Here is a 16,308-nt window from a genome sequence, read left to right as displayed (position 1 = left end):
ACGGACCGGTCGAGAGTGACAGTCCACGGCCAACGAGAAACAGGTGCAGGATGGCCACAGGTTGAACGAAGTCACCACGGTCGAGGACCCCGCGCGCGGGTAACGCGATTCTTTGCCGGAAAATCATTCGGACGTCCTGGGGTGAGCTTTACTCTCTGCCTCAACCGACGGTCTTTCAGATGACCGACGGTAGGGGGTGTATGGGGCGTTTCGGGGCATTTGGGCACAATAGGCGGAAGGGCTACCGCGCATGCAGGGCACGGTCGACGGGTTCAGCTACGGAGTCGTCACACCGGTGGTGGCCTACGTCATGGCCTGCCTCGGAGGAGCGCTCGGGCTGCGCTGCACGACCAGATCGCTGCTCGTCGCCCACTCTTGGCGGCCCGGCTGGCTCGCGCTCGGCTCGGCCGCGATCGGCTCCGGCATCTGGACCATGCACTTCGTGGCGATGATGGGCTTCACCGTCGCGGAGACACCGATCCACTACGACAAGGCGCTGACCTTCGCGAGTCTCGCCGTCGCCATCGTCATGGTCGGCATCGGCATCTTCATCGTCGGATACCGCGGCGCGACCGGCACCGCCCTGTTCACCGGCGGGACCATCACGGGCCTCGGCATAGCCTCGATGCACTACCTCGGAATGGCCGGTATGCGTCTTCGCGGGACGCTGGAGTACAACACGCTCACCGTCGCCGCCTCCGTGGTGATCGCCATGGTGGCCGCCACCGCCGCCCTGTGGGCGGCCGCGCAGGTCAGGGGCTTCCTGTGGAGCCTCGGTGCCAGCCTTGTCATGGGGCTGGCCGTCAGCGGCATGCACTACACCGGGATGGCGGCCCTCAGCGTCCATCTGCACGGCCCTGACACGGAGCCACCCGGTGCCTCGTCCGCCGAGATCCTCGCGCCGATGATGATCGGCCCGCTCGCCTTCCTGCTCCTCGCGGGCGTCATCGTGATGTTCGACCCGCTGATGCTGACGGGCGGCCGGCATCCGGACACCAGGAACGGCGCGCACCCCGGACGGCGCGCCCACCCGCCCCACCCCCTCCCGCGCCCGGGCGACCGCCACGCTCCCGGCCCCCGCCGCGGGCCCCGTCAGCGGCCCGGCTCGCGCACCTCGCAGAGCAGGTGAGCGAGCGCCGCCGAGCCCCCGATCCCGCCCGGTTGTCAGTGCGGGGTCGTACGGTGGATTCCATGCGGCCCGTATCCAAGATCGAACGCACGGTGGCGCCTTTCGAGGTCGTCAGTCCGTACCAGCCCAGCGGCGACCAGCCGGCAGCCATCGCCGAGCTGGAGCGGCGCATCCGCGCAGGTGAGAAGGATGTCGTCCTCCTCGGCGCGACCGGCACCGGCAAGTCCGCCACCACCGCGTGGATGATCGAGAAGCTTCAGCGCCCCACCCTCGTGATGGCGCCGAACAAGACACTGGCCGCCCAGCTGGCGAACGAGTTCCGCGAGCTCCTGCCGAACAACGCCGTCGAGTACTTCGTCTCGTACTACGACTACTACCAGCCCGAGGCGTATGTCCCGCAGTCGGACACCTACATCGAGAAGGACTCCTCGATCAACGAAGAGGTGGAGCGCCTGCGCCACTCCGCGACGAACTCGCTGCTGACCCGCCGCGACGTCGTCGTGGTCGCCTCCGTCTCCTGCATCTACGGCCTCGGCACCCCCCAGGAGTACGTAGACCGGATGGTCCCGCTCAAGGTCGGCGACGAGATCGACCGCGACCAGCTGCTGCGCCGCTTCGTGGACATCCAGTACACGCGCAACGACCTGGCGTTCACCCGCGGCACCTTCCGCGTCCGCGGCGACACCATCGAGATCTTCCCGGTCTACGAGGAGCTGGCCGTCCGCATCGAGATGTTCGGTGACGAGATCGAGGCGCTCTCCACCCTCCACCCGCTCACCGGCGAGGTCATCAGCGACGACGACCACCTGTATGTCTTCCCGGCCTCGCACTACGTGGCGGGACCGGAGCGCCTGGAGAAGGCGGTCAACGGCATCGAGAAGGAGCTCACCGACCGCCTCGCCGAGCTGGAGAAGCAGGGCAAGATGCTGGAGGCCCAGCGCCTGCGCATGCGCACCACGTACGACCTGGAGATGCTCCGCCAGATCGGCTCCTGCTCCGGCGTCGAGAACTACTCGATGCACTTCGACGACCGCGCGCCCGGCACCGCCCCCAACACCCTTCTCGACTACTTCCCCGAGGACTTCCTCCTCGTCCTGGACGAGTCGCACGTCACGGTCCCGCAGATCGGCGCGATGTACGAGGGCGACGCCTCCCGCAAGCGCACCCTCGTCGACCACGGCTTCCGGCTGCCCTCCGCCCTGGACAACCGCCCCCTGAAGTGGGAGGAGTTCCTCGGCCGCATCGGACAGACGGTCTACCTCTCCGCGACCCCGGGGAAGTACGAGCTCTCGCGCGGCGACGGCTTCGTCGAGCAGATCATCCGCCCCACCGGCCTCGTCGACCCCGAGGTCGTCGTCAAGCCCACCGAGGGCCAGATCGACGACCTGGTGCACGAGATCCGCACGCGCACCGAGAAGGACGAGCGCGTCCTGGTCACCACCCTCACCAAGAAGATGGCCGAGGACCTCACCGACTACTTCCTGGAGCTCGGCATCCAGGTCCGCTATCTGCACAGCGACGTCGACACCCTGCGCCGCGTCGAGCTCCTGCGCGAGCTGCGCGCCGGGGAGTACGACGTCCTGGTCGGCATCAACCTCCTCAGGGAGGGCCTCGACCTGCCCGAGGTCTCCCTGGTGGCCATCCTGGACGCCGACAAGGAGGGCTTCCTGCGGTCCGGGACCTCCCTGATCCAGACCATCGGCCGCGCCGCGCGCAATGTCTCGGGCCAGGTCCACATGTACGCCGACAAGATCACCCCGGCGATGGAGAAGGCCATCGACGAGACCAACCGCCGCCGGGAGAAGCAGATCGCGTACAACAAGGAGAGGGGGATCGACCCGCAGCCGCTGCGCAAGAAGATCAACGACATCGTGTCGGCGATCGCGCGCGAAGAGGTCGACACCGAACAGCTCCTCGGCTCCGACTACCGCAAGCCGAAGGCAGGCAAGGGCGCCAAGGCCCCGGTGCCCGCGCTCGGCGGCGAGGCGGGCAGGGCCGGCGGTGCGGCCACCTCCGCCAAGGCCAAGGGCAAGAAGGGGCAGACGGTCCCCACCGACCGCCCCGCGGCCGAACTGGCCGAGCAGATCGAGGAGATGACCGAGCGCATGCGCGCGGCCGCCGCCGACCTCCAGTTCGAGATCGCCGCGCGGCTGCGCGACGAGGTGTCGGAGATGAAGAAGGAACTGCGGCAGATGAAGGAGGCGGGGCAGGCCTAGGAGTACGCCCGGGGGAGGTGGAGCGGCGTACTGGCCGGTCTGTTGCAGGACCGCCACAAAGTGCGGCCCGCGCTGCGGCCGCGCAGGTGACGCTGCGTAGGGTGCTGGGCAACCGCAAGAGGCGGTTGCCCAGGCAGTTCGAGAGGGGACAGCGCGTGACGGTCAACATGACCAAGGGTCAGGCCATCAGCCTGCAGAAGGACGACGGGGGCGCCCTGTCCGCGGTGCGCATGGGGCTCGGATGGCAGGCGGCCCCGCGCCGCGGCCTGTTCGGCACACGGACGCGGGAGGTCGACCTGGACGCCTCGGCGGTCCTGTTCGCGGACAAGCAGCCCGTGGACGTCGTCTTCTTCCGGCACCTGGTCAGCGACGACGGCTCCGTGCGGCACACCGGCGACAACGTCGTCGGCGGTGTCGGCCAGGGCGGCGACGACGAGGCGATCCTCGTCGATCTCCAGCGGATTCCCGTCCACATCGACCAGATCGTCTTCACGGTGAACTCCTTCACCGGCCAGACCTTCCAGGAAGTGCAGAACGCGTTCTGCCGCCTGGTCGACGAGACCAACGGCCAGGAGCTGGCCCGCTACACCCTGGACGGCGGCGGCCAGTACACCGCCCAGATCATGGCGAAGGTCCACCGCGCGGGCGCCGGCTGGCAGATGACGGCCATCGGCAACCCCGCCAACGGCCGCACCTTCCAGGACCTGATGCCGTCGATCCTGCCGCACCTGTAAGCCGCATCCGGCTCACATCAAAAGGGCCCTGGGCAGGCCACATCCAGCCCATATCCATAGGGGCGAGGGCTCGACGAGAGCTCTCCGAGGGGGGAACAAGACGATGACGGCCGAGCTGGTGCGGGGGCAGAACCATCCGCTGCCTGGGACCCGCCTGGAGATCCGGGTCTCGGCCGGCGAGCCGATCGTGGCGGGGGCCACGCTCGGCGACGACCGGGGCAGGGTCCCCGGCGCGGAGTGGGTGGCCCACCCCGGCTCGCCCACCCTGCCGGGCCTGGAGGTGTCCCGCCAGGCGGCGGCCGACCACCGCCTCGCCGTCGACCTCGGCGCCCTGCCGGACACCGTCCACCGGGTCAGCGTCCTGCTCGCGCTGCCCGTCGCCGCCGGGGGCCCCGCCAGCTTCCGCGCCCTCGCGGCTCCCTTCGTCGCGGTCACCGGACTCGACGGCGCGGAGGTGGCCAGCTACACCATCACCGACCTCGACGCCGAGTCCGCCGTCGTCGCCCTTGAGCTCTACCGCCGCCAGGGCGCCTGGAAGGTCCGCGCCGTCGGCCAGGGGTACGCGGGCGGCCTCGCCGAGATGCTCACCGACCAGGGCCTGCCCCAGGCCCGCGAGCTCGCGGACGCCATCGACGACGCGGTGGCCCAGGGCCTGGCCCGCTCCGTGGCCGCGCCTTCGCCCCGCCCCGCCAACGACGCCCGCGTGCGCACCACCACGGAGGACCACGGCCCGGCGCACGGCCGCCCCGCCCCGCCCGTACAGCGGCCGGGCGGCGAGCCCCCCGTACAGCCGCCCGCTCAGCAGTCCGGCGGGGCCCCCGTGCCCCCCGGCGACACGCCGACCGGCGGCGGTCCCGTCGACTACACCCACCCCGGGCGCCGGACCACCGCGCCACCGCCACCGCCTCCCGCGGCGCCCCCGGCCGAGCCCGGCCTGCCCGCGCGGCCCGTGGCGGGCGACGCCACCGGCTGGTCCATGGAGGAGCGGCTCTACAACCAGGTCTGGGGCATGTTCGAAGACCTGGCCCGCACCACGGCCGCGTACCGGAGCGCCGTCGACTTCGCCGACTCCCGCATGGAGCAGGAGCTCGACAAGGTCCTCGACGACCCGCGCAGCCGCATCGGCGGCGCGGGTGACGCCGCCCGCGAGAGCGCACGGACCAAGCACGCCGACCTCGTCGGCCAGGCCAGGGCGGCCCTCGACCGTGACCTCAGCCAGCTCGCCGCCGAGGCCGATGTCGTCGAGCCCGCCCTCCCCCCGGCGTTCGCGGCGTGGAGCAACCCCGTCTGGCACGCCTACCGCGCCCCCATGGAGATCCCGATGGCGCTGCGCCTCGGCGACCTCCACCTCCCCGAGCGCCCCGACCTGCGCATCCCGATGCTCGTCAGGCTGCCGCTGGAGCGCGGCCTGTGGATCGACAGCGGCAAGGCCCTCACCAACCACCGCACCGACTCCACCGCGCTGCGCCGCCTCGCCATGGACACCGCGGTCGCCCACGCCGCGCGGCTGCTCGCCGTCCACCCCGCGGGCGAGTTCCAGGTGCACGTCATCGACCCCGCGGGCTCTGCGACGGCCGCCCTCGCCCCGCTCGTGTCCGCCGGTGTCCTCGCCGGGCCCCCGGCGGCCGGGGCGGCCGGAGTCTCCGACGTCCTCGCCAGGCTCACCCAGCGCGTGGACCTCGTCCAGATGGCGATCCGCGGCGGCGCCGCCGACGCGCTGCCCCCGGACCTGGACACCGCCGAGCAGCTCCTGATCGTCAACGACTTCCCGCACGGCTTCGACGACCGCGCCGTGACCCAGTTGCGCTACCTCGCGGACGAGGGCCCGTCCGTCGGCGTGCACCTCATGATGGTCGCCGACCGCGAGGACGCCACCGAGTACGGCCCGCTGCTCGACCCCCTGTGGCGCGCGCTGCTGCGCCTGACGCCGGTGCCCGACGACCACCTCGCCGACCCGTGGGTCGGGCATACGTGGACGTACGACCCGCCGGTCCTCCCGGCGGGCAGCCAGATCCTGCGGCAGGTCCTCGAACAGGTCGCCACGGCCCGGCGCACCGGCGGCCGGTGACGGCGAAGTGAGCCGGTAGAGCGCCTTTACCACCCCTCTGACCTGGCCTTTTGTCTTTTGTTTACCATCTCCTTTACCAATCCTTGGTGTTTCGCGTACTCTTCTACCAGCGGAGGGGAGTACTCCCGGCTGCGACGTTCCCGTCAATACGGACCGCCATCGGTCCCGGGGCGTCGGCCCGATTCATGGCGGTGACCGCCTAGGGTGGAAGAGACCTCCGGCAGCGACGACGCTGATCAGTAGCCGTACGAAGCCGGAGGCGCAGTGGACGTTTCAATGACCCTGTGGGTAACGACCGTTCTAGGTCTGTGTGCCCTGATCGCGGTTGACTTCTTCATCGGGCGCAAGCCCCATGACGTGTCGATCAAGGAAGCCGGAGTATGGACGGTCGTCTGGATCGTCCTCGCGGCGCTCTTCGGCGTCGGCCTGCTGATCGCGGGTGAGACCCAGGCGTCCGGCGAGTTCTTCGCGGGCTTCATCACCGAGAAGTCGCTCTCCGTCGACAATCTCTTCGTCTTCATCCTGATCATGGCGAAGTTCTCGGTGCCGAGCCACCTCCAGCAGCGCGTGCTGCTCTTCGGTGTGCTGATAGCCCTGGTCCTGCGCGCGATCTTCATCGCCGCCGGCGCCGCGGTCATCGCCAACTTCTCGTGGGTCTTCTACATCTTCGGCGCGTTCCTGATCTACACCGCCTGGAAGCTCATCCAGGAGGCGCGCGCCGACGAGGAGGAAGAGGACTGGGAGGAGAACCGCCTCCTGAAGTCCATCGAGAAGAAGTTCGGCGTCTCCGACCGGTACGAGGGCACCAAGCTCTTCGTCCGGAAGAACGGCAAGAAGATCATGACGCCCCTCATGGTCGTCATGCTCGCCATCGGCACCACCGACGTGCTCTTCGCGATGGACTCCATCCCGGCGATCTTCGGCCTCACCCAGGACCCGTACATCGTCTTCACCGCCAACGCCTTCGCCCTCATGGGCCTGCGGCAGCTGTACTTCCTCATCGGCGGTCTGCTCAGGAAGCTGGTCCACCTCAGCTACGGCCTGTCGGTGATCCTCGGCTTCATCGGCGTGAAGCTCGTCCTCCACGCCCTCCACGAGAACGGGGTGCACGTCCCCGAGATCTCCATCCCGGTCTCGCTCGGCGTCATCTGCGGCGTCCTGGTGATCACCACGATCACCAGCCTCATCGCCTCCAAGAAGCAGGCGGAGAAGGACGCGGCCGAGGCCGCGGACGGCGCGGAGAAGGACAGCGTCGAGGCCTGACGGTCACGGCTTCCGCCCGGCACCGGGCGCCAGACACCGAGTAGCGGCACCCAAGCGCCCGGGGCAGCATCGAGTCATGGTCACTCGGCTCCGGGCGCTCGGCATGCAGTGGACGGCCGTGGTCCCGCTCCTCGCAGTCGTCCTTCTCGCCCTCACCTGGGGGCGCGACCTGCCCGGCGCGGTCATCGCCGTGATGACCCTGGTCCTCGCGGGAGCGGTGCTCGCCGCCGTCCACCACGCCGAGGTGATCGCGCACCGCGTCGGCGAACCCTTCGGCTCGCTCGTCCTCGCCGTCGCCGTGACCATCATCGAAGTGGCGCTGATCGTCACCCTCATGGCCGACGGCGGCGACAAGAGCGCCACCCTCGCCCGGGACACCGTCTTCGCCGCGGTGATGATCACCTGCAACGGCATCGTCGGACTCTGCCTCCTGGTCGGCGCCCTGCGCCACCGCACCGCCGTCTTCAACCCCGAGGGCACCGGCGCCGCCCTCGCGACCGTCGCGACCCTGGCCACGCTCTGCCTGGTGCTGCCGACGTTCACCACCACCAAGCCGGGCCCGGAGTTCTCCACGGGCCAGCTCACCTTCGCCGCCGTCGCCTCGCTCACGCTGTACGGCCTGTTCGTGACCACCCAGACCATGCGCCACCGCGACTACTTCCTGCCCCTGACCAAACAGGGCGAGGTCATCGACGCCGACAGCCACGCCGAAGGCCCCTCCACGCGGCAGGCGCTGACCAGCCTCGGACTGCTCGCGCTGGCCCTGATCGGCGTGGTCGGCCTCGCCAAGGGCGTGTCACCGACGATCGAGTCGGGAGTGGAGAGCGCCGGCATGCCGCACGCCGTCGTCGGCGTGATCATCGCGCTGCTCGTGCTGCTGCCGGAGACGATCGCGGCCGTGCGGGCCACCCGTCGCGACCGGGTGCAGACCAGCCTGAACCTCGCCCTCGGCTCGGCGATGGCCAGCATCGGCCTGACCATCCCCGCCGTCGCCCTCGCCTCCCTGTGGCTGTCCGGGCCGCTCGTGCTCGGCCTGGGCGCGACCCATATGGTGCTGCTCGCCCTCACGGTGGTCGTCGGCACGCTCACGGTCGTACCGGGGCGCGCCACTCCGCTCCAGGGCGGCGTCCACCTGGTGCTGTTCGCGGCCTACCTGGAACTGGCGGTCACGCCGTAGGCGAGCAGAGGCTCACCCCGCGGCCGGCACCGCCTCGCGCACCGGTCGTGTCTCGGGAAGCAGCGCGAAACAGCCGAGGCTCAGCACGGCGATACCCGTCAGATACGCGGCCACGCCCCACGGCGTCCCGTCCCCTTGGGCCACCGCCGTCGCCACGATGGGCGTGAGCGCCCCGCCGAGCACGCCGCCGAGGTTGTAGCCGACCGCGGCGCCCGTACAGCGCACGCGCGGTTCGTACAGCTCGGGCAGGTACGCGGCGATCACGGCGAACATGGTGATGAACGCGATCATCGCCACCAGGAAGCCGAGGAACATCAGCAGCGGCTGCCCGGTCGCGAGCAGCGCGATCATCGGGAACATCCACAGCGCGGACGCGGCGCACCCGAGCAGACACAGCGGCCGCCGGCCGTACCGGTCGCCGAGCACGGCCACCACCGGGGTCAGGGCGCCCTTCACCACCACGGCCGCCATGATGCACGTCAGCATCACCGTGCGGCTCACGCCGAGCCGCTCCACCGCGTAGGCGAGCGACCAGGTCGTCACCGCGTAGAAGACGGCATAGCCGACCGCGAGCGCGCCCGCGGTCAGGAGCACCAGGCGCCAGTGGTCGCGGACCACTTCGACGAGCGGCACGCGCGCGTGCTCACGCACGCGCAGGAAGTCGGGGCTCTCCGCGAGCGAGGTGCGCAGCGCGAGTCCGGCCGCCGCGAGCACCCCCGCAGCCCAGAACGGCACCCGCCATCCCCAGGCGGCGAACTGCGCGTCGGAGAGGGTCGCCGAGAGCGCCAGCATGATGCCGTTGGCAAGGAGGAAGCCGACCGGCGGCCCGATCTGCGGAAAGCTCGCCCACAGCCCGCGCCGCTCGGCCGGCGCGTGCTCCGCGGTCAGCAGCACGGCGCCACCCCACTCGCCGCCGAGCCCGAGCCCTTGCAGGAAGCGCAGCACAAGGAGGAGCACAGGAGCGGCGATCCCGATCGATTCGTACGTCGGAACGCAGCCGACGGCGACCGTGGCGACGCCGGTGAGGAGCAGCGACCCGACGAGTACGGGCCGCCGCCCGCGCCGGTCCCCGATGTGCCCGAAGAGGACCGACCCCAAGGGGCGTGCCACGAAGCCCACGCCGAAGGTCGCGAAGGCGGCGAGCGTGCCCGCCAGCGGCGAGAACGTCGGGAAGAACAGCGGCCCGAGGACCAGTGCCGCGGCCGTCCCGTAGATGAAGAAGTCGTAGAACTCGATGGCGGTCCCCGCGAGCGAGGCCGCCGCGAGCCGCGGCAAGGAGGGTGGTTCAGTGGTGCGCATGTCGCTCGGACTACCCACAGTGACGGGTGGTTACGGGGGGCGCACGGGGGTGATCGGGTCGTTCAGTACGTCACCGTGATCCGCCGCCCCGCCCCGTCGACCCGCACGGTCCCGCCGTACGGGATCACCAGCTGGGGGTCGGTGTGCCCGAGGTCCACGTCGAAGACCGCCATGGTGTCCGGGGCGTACGCGTCGAGGGCCCGCAGCACGGCTTCTCGCTGCTCACGCGCGTGCGTGGCCTTGGCCTCCGCGTCGTTGGGGCGGGTGAACGACCAGGCCTTGGCGCGGCCCATCAGGAGGGCCGGGAAGCGGTGGAGGAGCCCGCGTTCCCCCATGTTGCGCAGGATGCGGAACACCGCGTCGGCGCTCAGCAGTTCCTCCGAGGTCTCCAGGAACAGCACGCATCCGTCGTACGCCGACAGGTCGCGCGCGATCTCACGGTCCGTCATCAGCAGCCAGGAGAGGATCTCCAGCTCGCCGCCCCAGGAGCGGCCCTCCACGACCCGCTCCGGCCGGTGCCAGTGCCAGCCGCCGCCCGGCTCGGTCGGCGGCTCCTCGGCGAGGCTCGCGGGGTCGTCCCAGGGCAGGTCGACGTCGCGGTAGCGGTCGGCCGGATGGAGTTCGTAGGGCCCGGAGGTGAAGAGCGCGGCCCGCAGCGAACGCTCGGTCAGCGGCGCCATCGCGCCCGGCCGGCCGAGCTCGCACATCACGGACGCGCCGTGGTAGCCGACGATGCCGCACTGCCAGAGGTAGGCGAGCAGATTGGTGTTGTCGCTGTAGCCGAAGAACGGCTTCGGGTGCGCGCGGAGCAACTCCCGGTCCAGATGCGGCAGTACGGTGATCTGGTCGTCGCCGCCGATGCTCGCGATGACGGCCTTGACGGTCGGATCGGCGAACGCGGCGTGGATGTCGTCGGCCCGCTCCCGCGGCGACGCCCCCATCTTCCGTGTCGACGGATACTCCACCGGTTCCAGGCCGTACTCCGTGCGGAGCCGTTCGAGGCCGAGTTCGTAGGGGAGCGGGAAGAGCTCCGGAAGGCCGCTGGACGGTGAGATCACGGCGATGCGGTCCCCCGGCGAGGGCTTGGGCGGGTACAGGGGTTCGGCGATCATGGGGGGCAGCGTAGGGCCGTACTCCCCGAGGCCGCACGCGAGTTCCCGCGCGGGAGGCGTGATAGACCTCGTCCATGACCCTCAGTACCCGTAGCCTCGCCACCGCCCCGATCATGATCCTGAACGGCCCGAACCTGAACCTCCTCGGGCAGCGCCAGCCCGAGATCTACGGCTCGGACACCCTCGCGGACGTCGAGGCGCTGTGCGCGAAGGCGGCGGCCGCGCACGGCGGCACGGTGGACCTGCGGCAGAGCAACCACGAGGGCGAGCTGGTCGACTGGATCCACGAGGCGCGCGAGCGCCACGCGGGCATCGTCATCAACCCCGCGGCCTACTCCCACACGTCCGTCGCGATCCTGGACGCGCTCAACACCTGTGACGGCATGCCGGTGGTGGAGGTGCACATCTCCAACATCCACCAGCGCGAGGCGTTCCGGCACCACAGCTACGTCTCGCAGCGCGCCGACGGCGTCATCGCGGGGTGCGGCGTCCAGGGCTACGTCTTCGCGGTGGAGCGGGTGGCGGCGCTGGTGGCCGCCGGGGCGTGACGCCGCCCCCGCGGCCCGTCGGCGCCGCCCGGGCTCACCAGCCCCGGAAGCGCCACTCCGCAAGGTGCGGCCGCTCGGCGCCCAGCGTCGTGTCGTTGCCGTGGCCGGGGTAGACCCACGTCTCGTCCGGAAGCGTCCCGAAGATCTTCGTCTCGACGTCGTCCATAAGGCTCGCGAAGGCCTTCGGGTCGTTCCATGTGTTGCCGACGCCACCCGGGAAGAGGCAGTCGCCGGTGAACACGTGCGGATGGCCGTGCGGGTCGTCGTAGACGAGCGCGATCGAGCCCGGCGTGTGGCCCACCAGGTGGCGTGCGGTGAGCTCGACCCGGCCGACACGGACGGTGTCGCCGTCGTCCACCGGCACGTCGGTCGGCACCGGGATGCCCTCGGCGTCCGCACGGCCCGCGTACGTCCGCGCGCGGGTCGCCGCCACGACGGCGGGCAGCGCCTGCCAGTGGTCGCCGTGCTGATGCGTGGTGACGACGGACGCGATGCCGTCGTCACCGATCAGCGTCAGCAGCGTCTCGGCGTCGTTCGCCGCGTCGATCAGCAGCTGCTCACCGGTGGCCCGGCACCGCAACAGATAGGCGTTGTTGTCCATCGGTCCGACCGCGACCTTCGAGATCATCAGGTCCGGCAGCTCGTGCACATCCGCGGGCCCGCCGACCTTCACCGCTCCGCTGTACGTCATGTGCGTCAGCCTATAGCGGGGGCAGGGCGGGCAGGAGGCCGCCTTCGGCCGTGAGCCCGGAGCCGTCGCGGCGGCCGGCGAGCCAGCCGACCACCTCGGGCGCGGGGCCCGAAACGGTGATGGTGCCATCGTCGGGGGCACCCTGCCGGCCGGTGCTCCACGCGTGCGTGCCGTCCGTGATCCGCGTGGGCGGCACATCGGGGTTGCCCGAGAAGCGTGCGGCGAGGAAGGCGATCTCCCGGCGCACGAATTCCTCCGGCAGGTCCTCCAGCTCGTACCCGATGCCGAGGTCGACGTGGTGCAGCTCGACCTCGACCCACCGCCGGAACGGCACCCGTGACGCGGAGTCCGTGACGCCGTTGCGGAGCTCCACCGTGCGGGACCAGTCCGCGGGCTTCGCCGCCTCGTCCTGGAAGCGGGCCGCGCTCTCCCGTACGTCCGCGAGCTGCTCGACGACGGCGCGCGGGGCGTCCCGCTCGATGTCCGCGTCCCGCACCTTCGCGTCGACGTACATGGGGCGGCCGGCGAGGACGTTCACCAGGGCGTCCGCGTTCCGGGCGAGGTGGGCGAGGACATGACCGCGGGTCCAGCCCGGGAGCCGGGACGGCTCGGTGGTCGCATCGCTGTTCAGTTTTCCGGCTGCGGTGAGCAGCCGCTCGGTCGCGTCACGTACAGACGCCAGGTCGCGCACATGATCAATCATGCGCCCGACGATAGCTGGGTCACACGTATGGGTGAAGGTGTCCAGGTCACCCCGTAATTCGAATGTGCGTGCTATATGGTCGGGGGCGGCATCGGGCATTCTTGAAGGTCCGGGCTTGTTGTGCATGCGGAACCAGGGAAGCGGCCCGGCGTTGTCAGTGGCTCGCCCTAGTCTGTGAACGACGGGGGTTCTGCCCCTGGAACGACGGGGTTCTGCCCCTGTCACTTCTCTCAAGAAAGGTGCGGACCGGCGTGGCCGACCGTCTCATCGTCCGTGGCGCGCGCGAGCACAATCTCAAGAACGTCTCGCTCGACCTCCCGCGTGACTCCCTCATCGTGTTCACCGGACTCTCCGGCTCGGGCAAGTCCTCGCTCGCGTTCGACACGATCTTCGCCGAGGGCCAGCGGCGGTACGTCGAGTCGCTGTCCTCGTACGCCCGGCAGTTCCTCGGCCAGATGGACAAGCCCGACGTCGACTTCATCGAGGGCCTCTCCCCGGCGGTCTCCATCGACCAGAAGTCGACTTCGCGCAACCCCCGCTCGACGGTCGGCACCATCACCGAGGTCTATGACTACCTGCGCCTGCTCTTCGCGCGCATCGGCAAGCCGCACTGTCCCGAGTGCGGCCGCCCCATCACCCGGCAGTCGCCGCAGGCCATCGTCGACAAGGTCCTGGAGCTGCCCGAGGGCAGCCGCTTCCAGGTCCTGTCCCCGCTGGTGCGCGAGCGCAAGGGCGAGTTCGTCGACCTCTTCGCCGACCTCCAGACCAAGGGGTACTCCCGCGCGCGGGTCGACGGACAGACGATCCAGCTCTCCGAGCCACCCACGCTCAAGAAGCAGGAGAAGCACACCATCGAGGTGGTCGTCGACCGCCTCACGGTGAAGGACTCCGCCAAGCGCCGCCTGACCGACTCCGTGGAGACCGCCCTCGGCCTCTCCGGTGGCATGGTCGTGCTCGACTTCGTCGACCTCCCCGAGGACGACCCCGAGCGCGAGCGCATGTACTCGGAGCACCTCTACTGCCCGTACGACGACCTGTCCTTCGAGGAGCTGGAGCCCCGCTCCTTCTCCTTCAACTCACCCTTCGGCGCCTGCCCGGACTGCACGGGTATCGGTACGCGCATGGAGGTCGACCCCGAGCTGATCGTCCCGGACGAGGACAAGTCACTCGACGAGGGCGCCATCCACCCCTGGTCGCACGGTCACACCAAGGACTACTTCGCCCGCTTGGTGAACGCGCTCTCCGACGCCCTCGGCTTCGCCACCGACATGCCCTGGGCCGGGCTTCCGCAGCGCGCCAAGAAGGCCCTGCTGTACGGCCACAAGACGCAGATCGAGGTGCGCTACCGCAACCGCTACGGCCGCGAGCGGGTCTACACCACCGCCTTCGAAGGCGCCGTGCCCTTCGTCAAGCGCCGGCACAGCGAGGCCGAGAGCGACGCCAGCCGCGAGCGCTTCGAGGGCTACATGCGCGAGGTGCCCTGCCCCACCTGTGAGGGCACGCGCCTCAAGCCGATCGTCCTGGCCGTCACGGTCATGGGCAAGTCCATCGCCGAGGTCTCCGCGATGTCCATCAGCGACTGCGCGGACTTCCTCGCCGAGCTGAGGCTGGGCGCCCGTGACAAGAAGATCGCCGAGCGCGTCCTCAAGGAGGTCAACGAAAGGCTGCGCTTCCTGGTCGACGTCGGCCTGGACTACCTCTCGCTGAACCGCGCCGCGGGCACCCTCTCCGGAGGTGAGGCCCAGCGCATCCGCCTCGCCACCCAGATCGGCTCCGGCCTCGTCGGCGTGCTCTACGTCCTGGACGAGCCGTCCATCGGCCTCCACCAGCGCGACAACCACCGGCTCATCGAGACCCTCGTACGCCTGCGCGACATGGGCAACACGCTCATCGTCGTCGAGCACGACGAGGACACGATCAAGGTCGCCGACTGGGTCGTCGACATCGGCCCCGGCGCGGGCGAGCACGGCGGCAAGGTCGTGCACAGCGGCTCCATGAAGGAACTGCTGGCCAACGACAAGTCGATCACCGGGCAGTACCTCTCGGGCAAGAAGGCCATCCCGGTCCCTGACGTGCGCCGCCCCGCCGACCCGGCGCGCCGGCTCACGGTCCACGGCGCCCGGGAGAACAACCTCCAGGACATCGACGTCTCCTTCCCGCTCGGCGTCCTCACGGCCGTCACCGGCGTCTCGGGGTCCGGCAAGTCGACGCTGGTCAACGACATCCTCTACACGCACCTGGCAAGGGAGCTGAACGGCGCCCGTTCCGTCCCCGGCCGCCACACGCGCGTGGAGGGCGACGACCTCGTCGACAAGGTCGTGCACGTCGACCAGTCGCCCATCGGCCGCACCCCGCGGTCGAACCCGGCGACGTACACCGGAGTCTTCGACCACGTCCGCAAGCTCTTCGCGGAGACCACGGAGGCGAAGGTGCGGGGCTACCTCCCCGGGCGCTTCTCCTTCAACGTCAAGGGCGGTCGCTGCGAGAACTGCTCCGGTGACGGCACCATCAAGATCGAGATGAACTTCCTGCCGGACGTGTACGTCCCGTGCGAGGTCTGCCACGGCGCGCGCTACAACCGCGAGACGCTGGACGTCCACTACAAGGGCAAGTCCATCGCCGAGGTCCTCGACATGCCGATCGAGGAGGCGCTCGACTTCTTCGAGGCCGTGCCCGCCATCGCCCGCCACCTGAGGACGCTCAACGACGTCGGCCTCGGGTACGTGCGCCTCGGCCAGTCCGCGCCCACGCTCTCCGGAGGCGAGGCCCAGCGCGTGAAGCTGGCCTCCGAGCTGCAGAAGCGCTCCACGGGCCGGACCGTCTACGTCCTGGACGAGCCGACCACCGGTCTGCACTTCGAGGACATCAGCAAGCTGATCACGGTCCTCTCCGGCCTGGTCGACAAGGGCAACACGGTCATCGTCATCGAGCACAACCTCGACGTCATCAAGACCGCGGACTGGGTCGTCGACATGGGCCCCGAGGGGGGCAACGGCGGCGGCCTGGTCGTCGCCGAGGGCACGCCGGAGGAGGTCGCCGGGGTGCCGACGAGCCACACCGGCAAGTTCCTGCGGGAGATCATCTCGGCCGACCGGATCAGCGACGCGCTGCCCTCGCAGGGGCGCAAGCCGGCCAAGAAGGCGACGGCGAAGAAGGCCACCGCCAAGCGGGCGGTGGCGGCGAGCGCCACGGCCACGAAGAAGACGGCCACGGTCAGGACCGGCACGGCCGCCGCGAAAAAGCCGGCGGCCACGGCCAAGAAGGCCGCCACCACCACGAAGAAGACGGCCGCCGCCACCAAGAAGGCCGCCGCGAAGAAGACGGCGACGCGGGCCCGCAAGGCCTGACCGGCTCCGCCTGCGCCGAAG

General features: G+C 70.3%; 12 protein-coding genes. 8 read left to right on the top strand and 4 right to left on the bottom strand.

The genetic code is table 11. The annotated features are described in order from the left end of the window. The first annotated feature begins 250 nt into the window (after positions 1-250). The 6 genes from ACF062_RS00945 to ACF062_RS00920 all read left to right on the top strand — a co-directional run bounded on the left by ACF062_RS00945 (position 251) and on the right by ACF062_RS00920 (position 8,587). Positions 251-1,129 carry an MHYT domain-containing protein gene (locus tag ACF062_RS00945; RefSeq protein ID WP_392134004.1) on the top strand — a complete coding sequence of 293 codons (879 nt, stop codon included), beginning with the start codon at positions 251-253 and terminating at the stop codon, positions 1,127-1,129. Positions 1,130-1,191: 62 nt separating this feature from the next. After that, entirely contained in the window at positions 1,192-3,345 is a 2,154-nt protein-coding gene (gene uvrB, locus ACF062_RS00940) for an excinuclease ABC subunit UvrB (protein WP_392134002.1), read from the top strand. Positions 3,346-3,500: 155 nt separating this feature from the next. Further along, positions 3,501-4,079, top strand: a complete 579-nt coding sequence (locus ACF062_RS00935) for a TerD family protein (RefSeq protein WP_392133999.1) — start codon at positions 3,501-3,503, stop codon at positions 4,077-4,079. A 103-nt stretch (positions 4,080-4,182) separates the two neighbouring features. After that, a complete protein-coding gene (locus tag ACF062_RS00930; RefSeq protein ID WP_392133997.1) occupies positions 4,183-6,147 on the top strand; it encodes a TerD family protein in 1,965 nt (654 codons plus the stop codon). A gap of 264 nt (positions 6,148-6,411) precedes the next feature. After that, on the top strand, positions 6,412-7,410 hold the full coding sequence (locus tag ACF062_RS00925) for a TerC family protein (RefSeq protein ID WP_392133994.1): 999 nt from the start codon (positions 6,412-6,414) through the stop codon (positions 7,408-7,410). A gap of 76 nt (positions 7,411-7,486) precedes the next feature. Further along, entirely contained in the window at positions 7,487-8,587 is a 1,101-nt protein-coding gene (locus ACF062_RS00920) for a calcium:proton antiporter (RefSeq protein WP_392133991.1), read from the top strand. 12 nt (positions 8,588-8,599) lie between these two features. On the opposite strand, the gene ACF062_RS00915 is transcribed toward ACF062_RS00920, so the two are convergent. Both ACF062_RS00915 and ACF062_RS00910 read right to left on the bottom strand, forming a co-directional pair. Then, entirely contained in the window at positions 8,600-9,886 is a 1,287-nt protein-coding gene (locus tag ACF062_RS00915) for an MFS transporter (RefSeq protein ID WP_392133988.1), read from the bottom strand. A 62-nt stretch (positions 9,887-9,948) separates the two neighbouring features. Further along, positions 9,949-10,998 carry a S66 peptidase family protein gene (locus tag ACF062_RS00910; RefSeq protein WP_392133985.1) on the bottom strand — a complete coding sequence of 350 codons (1,050 nt, stop codon included), beginning with the start codon at positions 10,996-10,998 and terminating at the stop codon, positions 9,949-9,951. Between the two features lie 74 nt (positions 10,999-11,072). Here ACF062_RS00910 and aroQ point away from each other — a divergent pair, with 74 nt between their 5' ends. Then, the gene (gene aroQ / locus ACF062_RS00905; protein ID WP_320591293.1) at positions 11,073-11,546 is read left to right on the top strand and encodes a type II 3-dehydroquinate dehydratase; all 474 of its coding nucleotides are present in this window, start codon (positions 11,073-11,075) and stop codon (positions 11,544-11,546) included. Positions 11,547-11,580: 34 nt separating this feature from the next. On the opposite strand, the gene ACF062_RS00900 is transcribed toward aroQ, so the two are convergent. Next, positions 11,581-12,237 (bottom strand): MBL fold metallo-hydrolase, encoded by a 657-nt coding sequence (locus tag ACF062_RS00900; RefSeq protein ID WP_392133982.1) that lies wholly within the window; start codon positions 12,235-12,237, stop codon positions 11,581-11,583. Between the two features lie 10 nt (positions 12,238-12,247). After that, entirely contained in the window at positions 12,248-12,940 is a 693-nt protein-coding gene (locus tag ACF062_RS00895; protein ID WP_392133979.1) for a maleylpyruvate isomerase family mycothiol-dependent enzyme, read from the bottom strand. Positions 12,941-13,191: 251 nt separating this feature from the next. Between ACF062_RS00895 and uvrA the strand changes: the two genes are divergently transcribed. Next, positions 13,192-16,287 (top strand): excinuclease ABC subunit UvrA, encoded by a 3,096-nt coding sequence (uvrA, locus tag ACF062_RS00890; RefSeq protein WP_392133976.1) that lies wholly within the window; start codon positions 13,192-13,194, stop codon positions 16,285-16,287. Positions 16,288-16,308 lie beyond the last annotated feature (21 nt).

This window comes from Streptomyces sp. NPDC015345, assembly GCF_043078805.1.
GTDB lineage: Bacteria > Actinomycetota > Actinomycetes > Streptomycetales > Streptomycetaceae > Streptomyces.
This window is presented reverse-complemented; position numbering and strand designations above follow the sequence as displayed.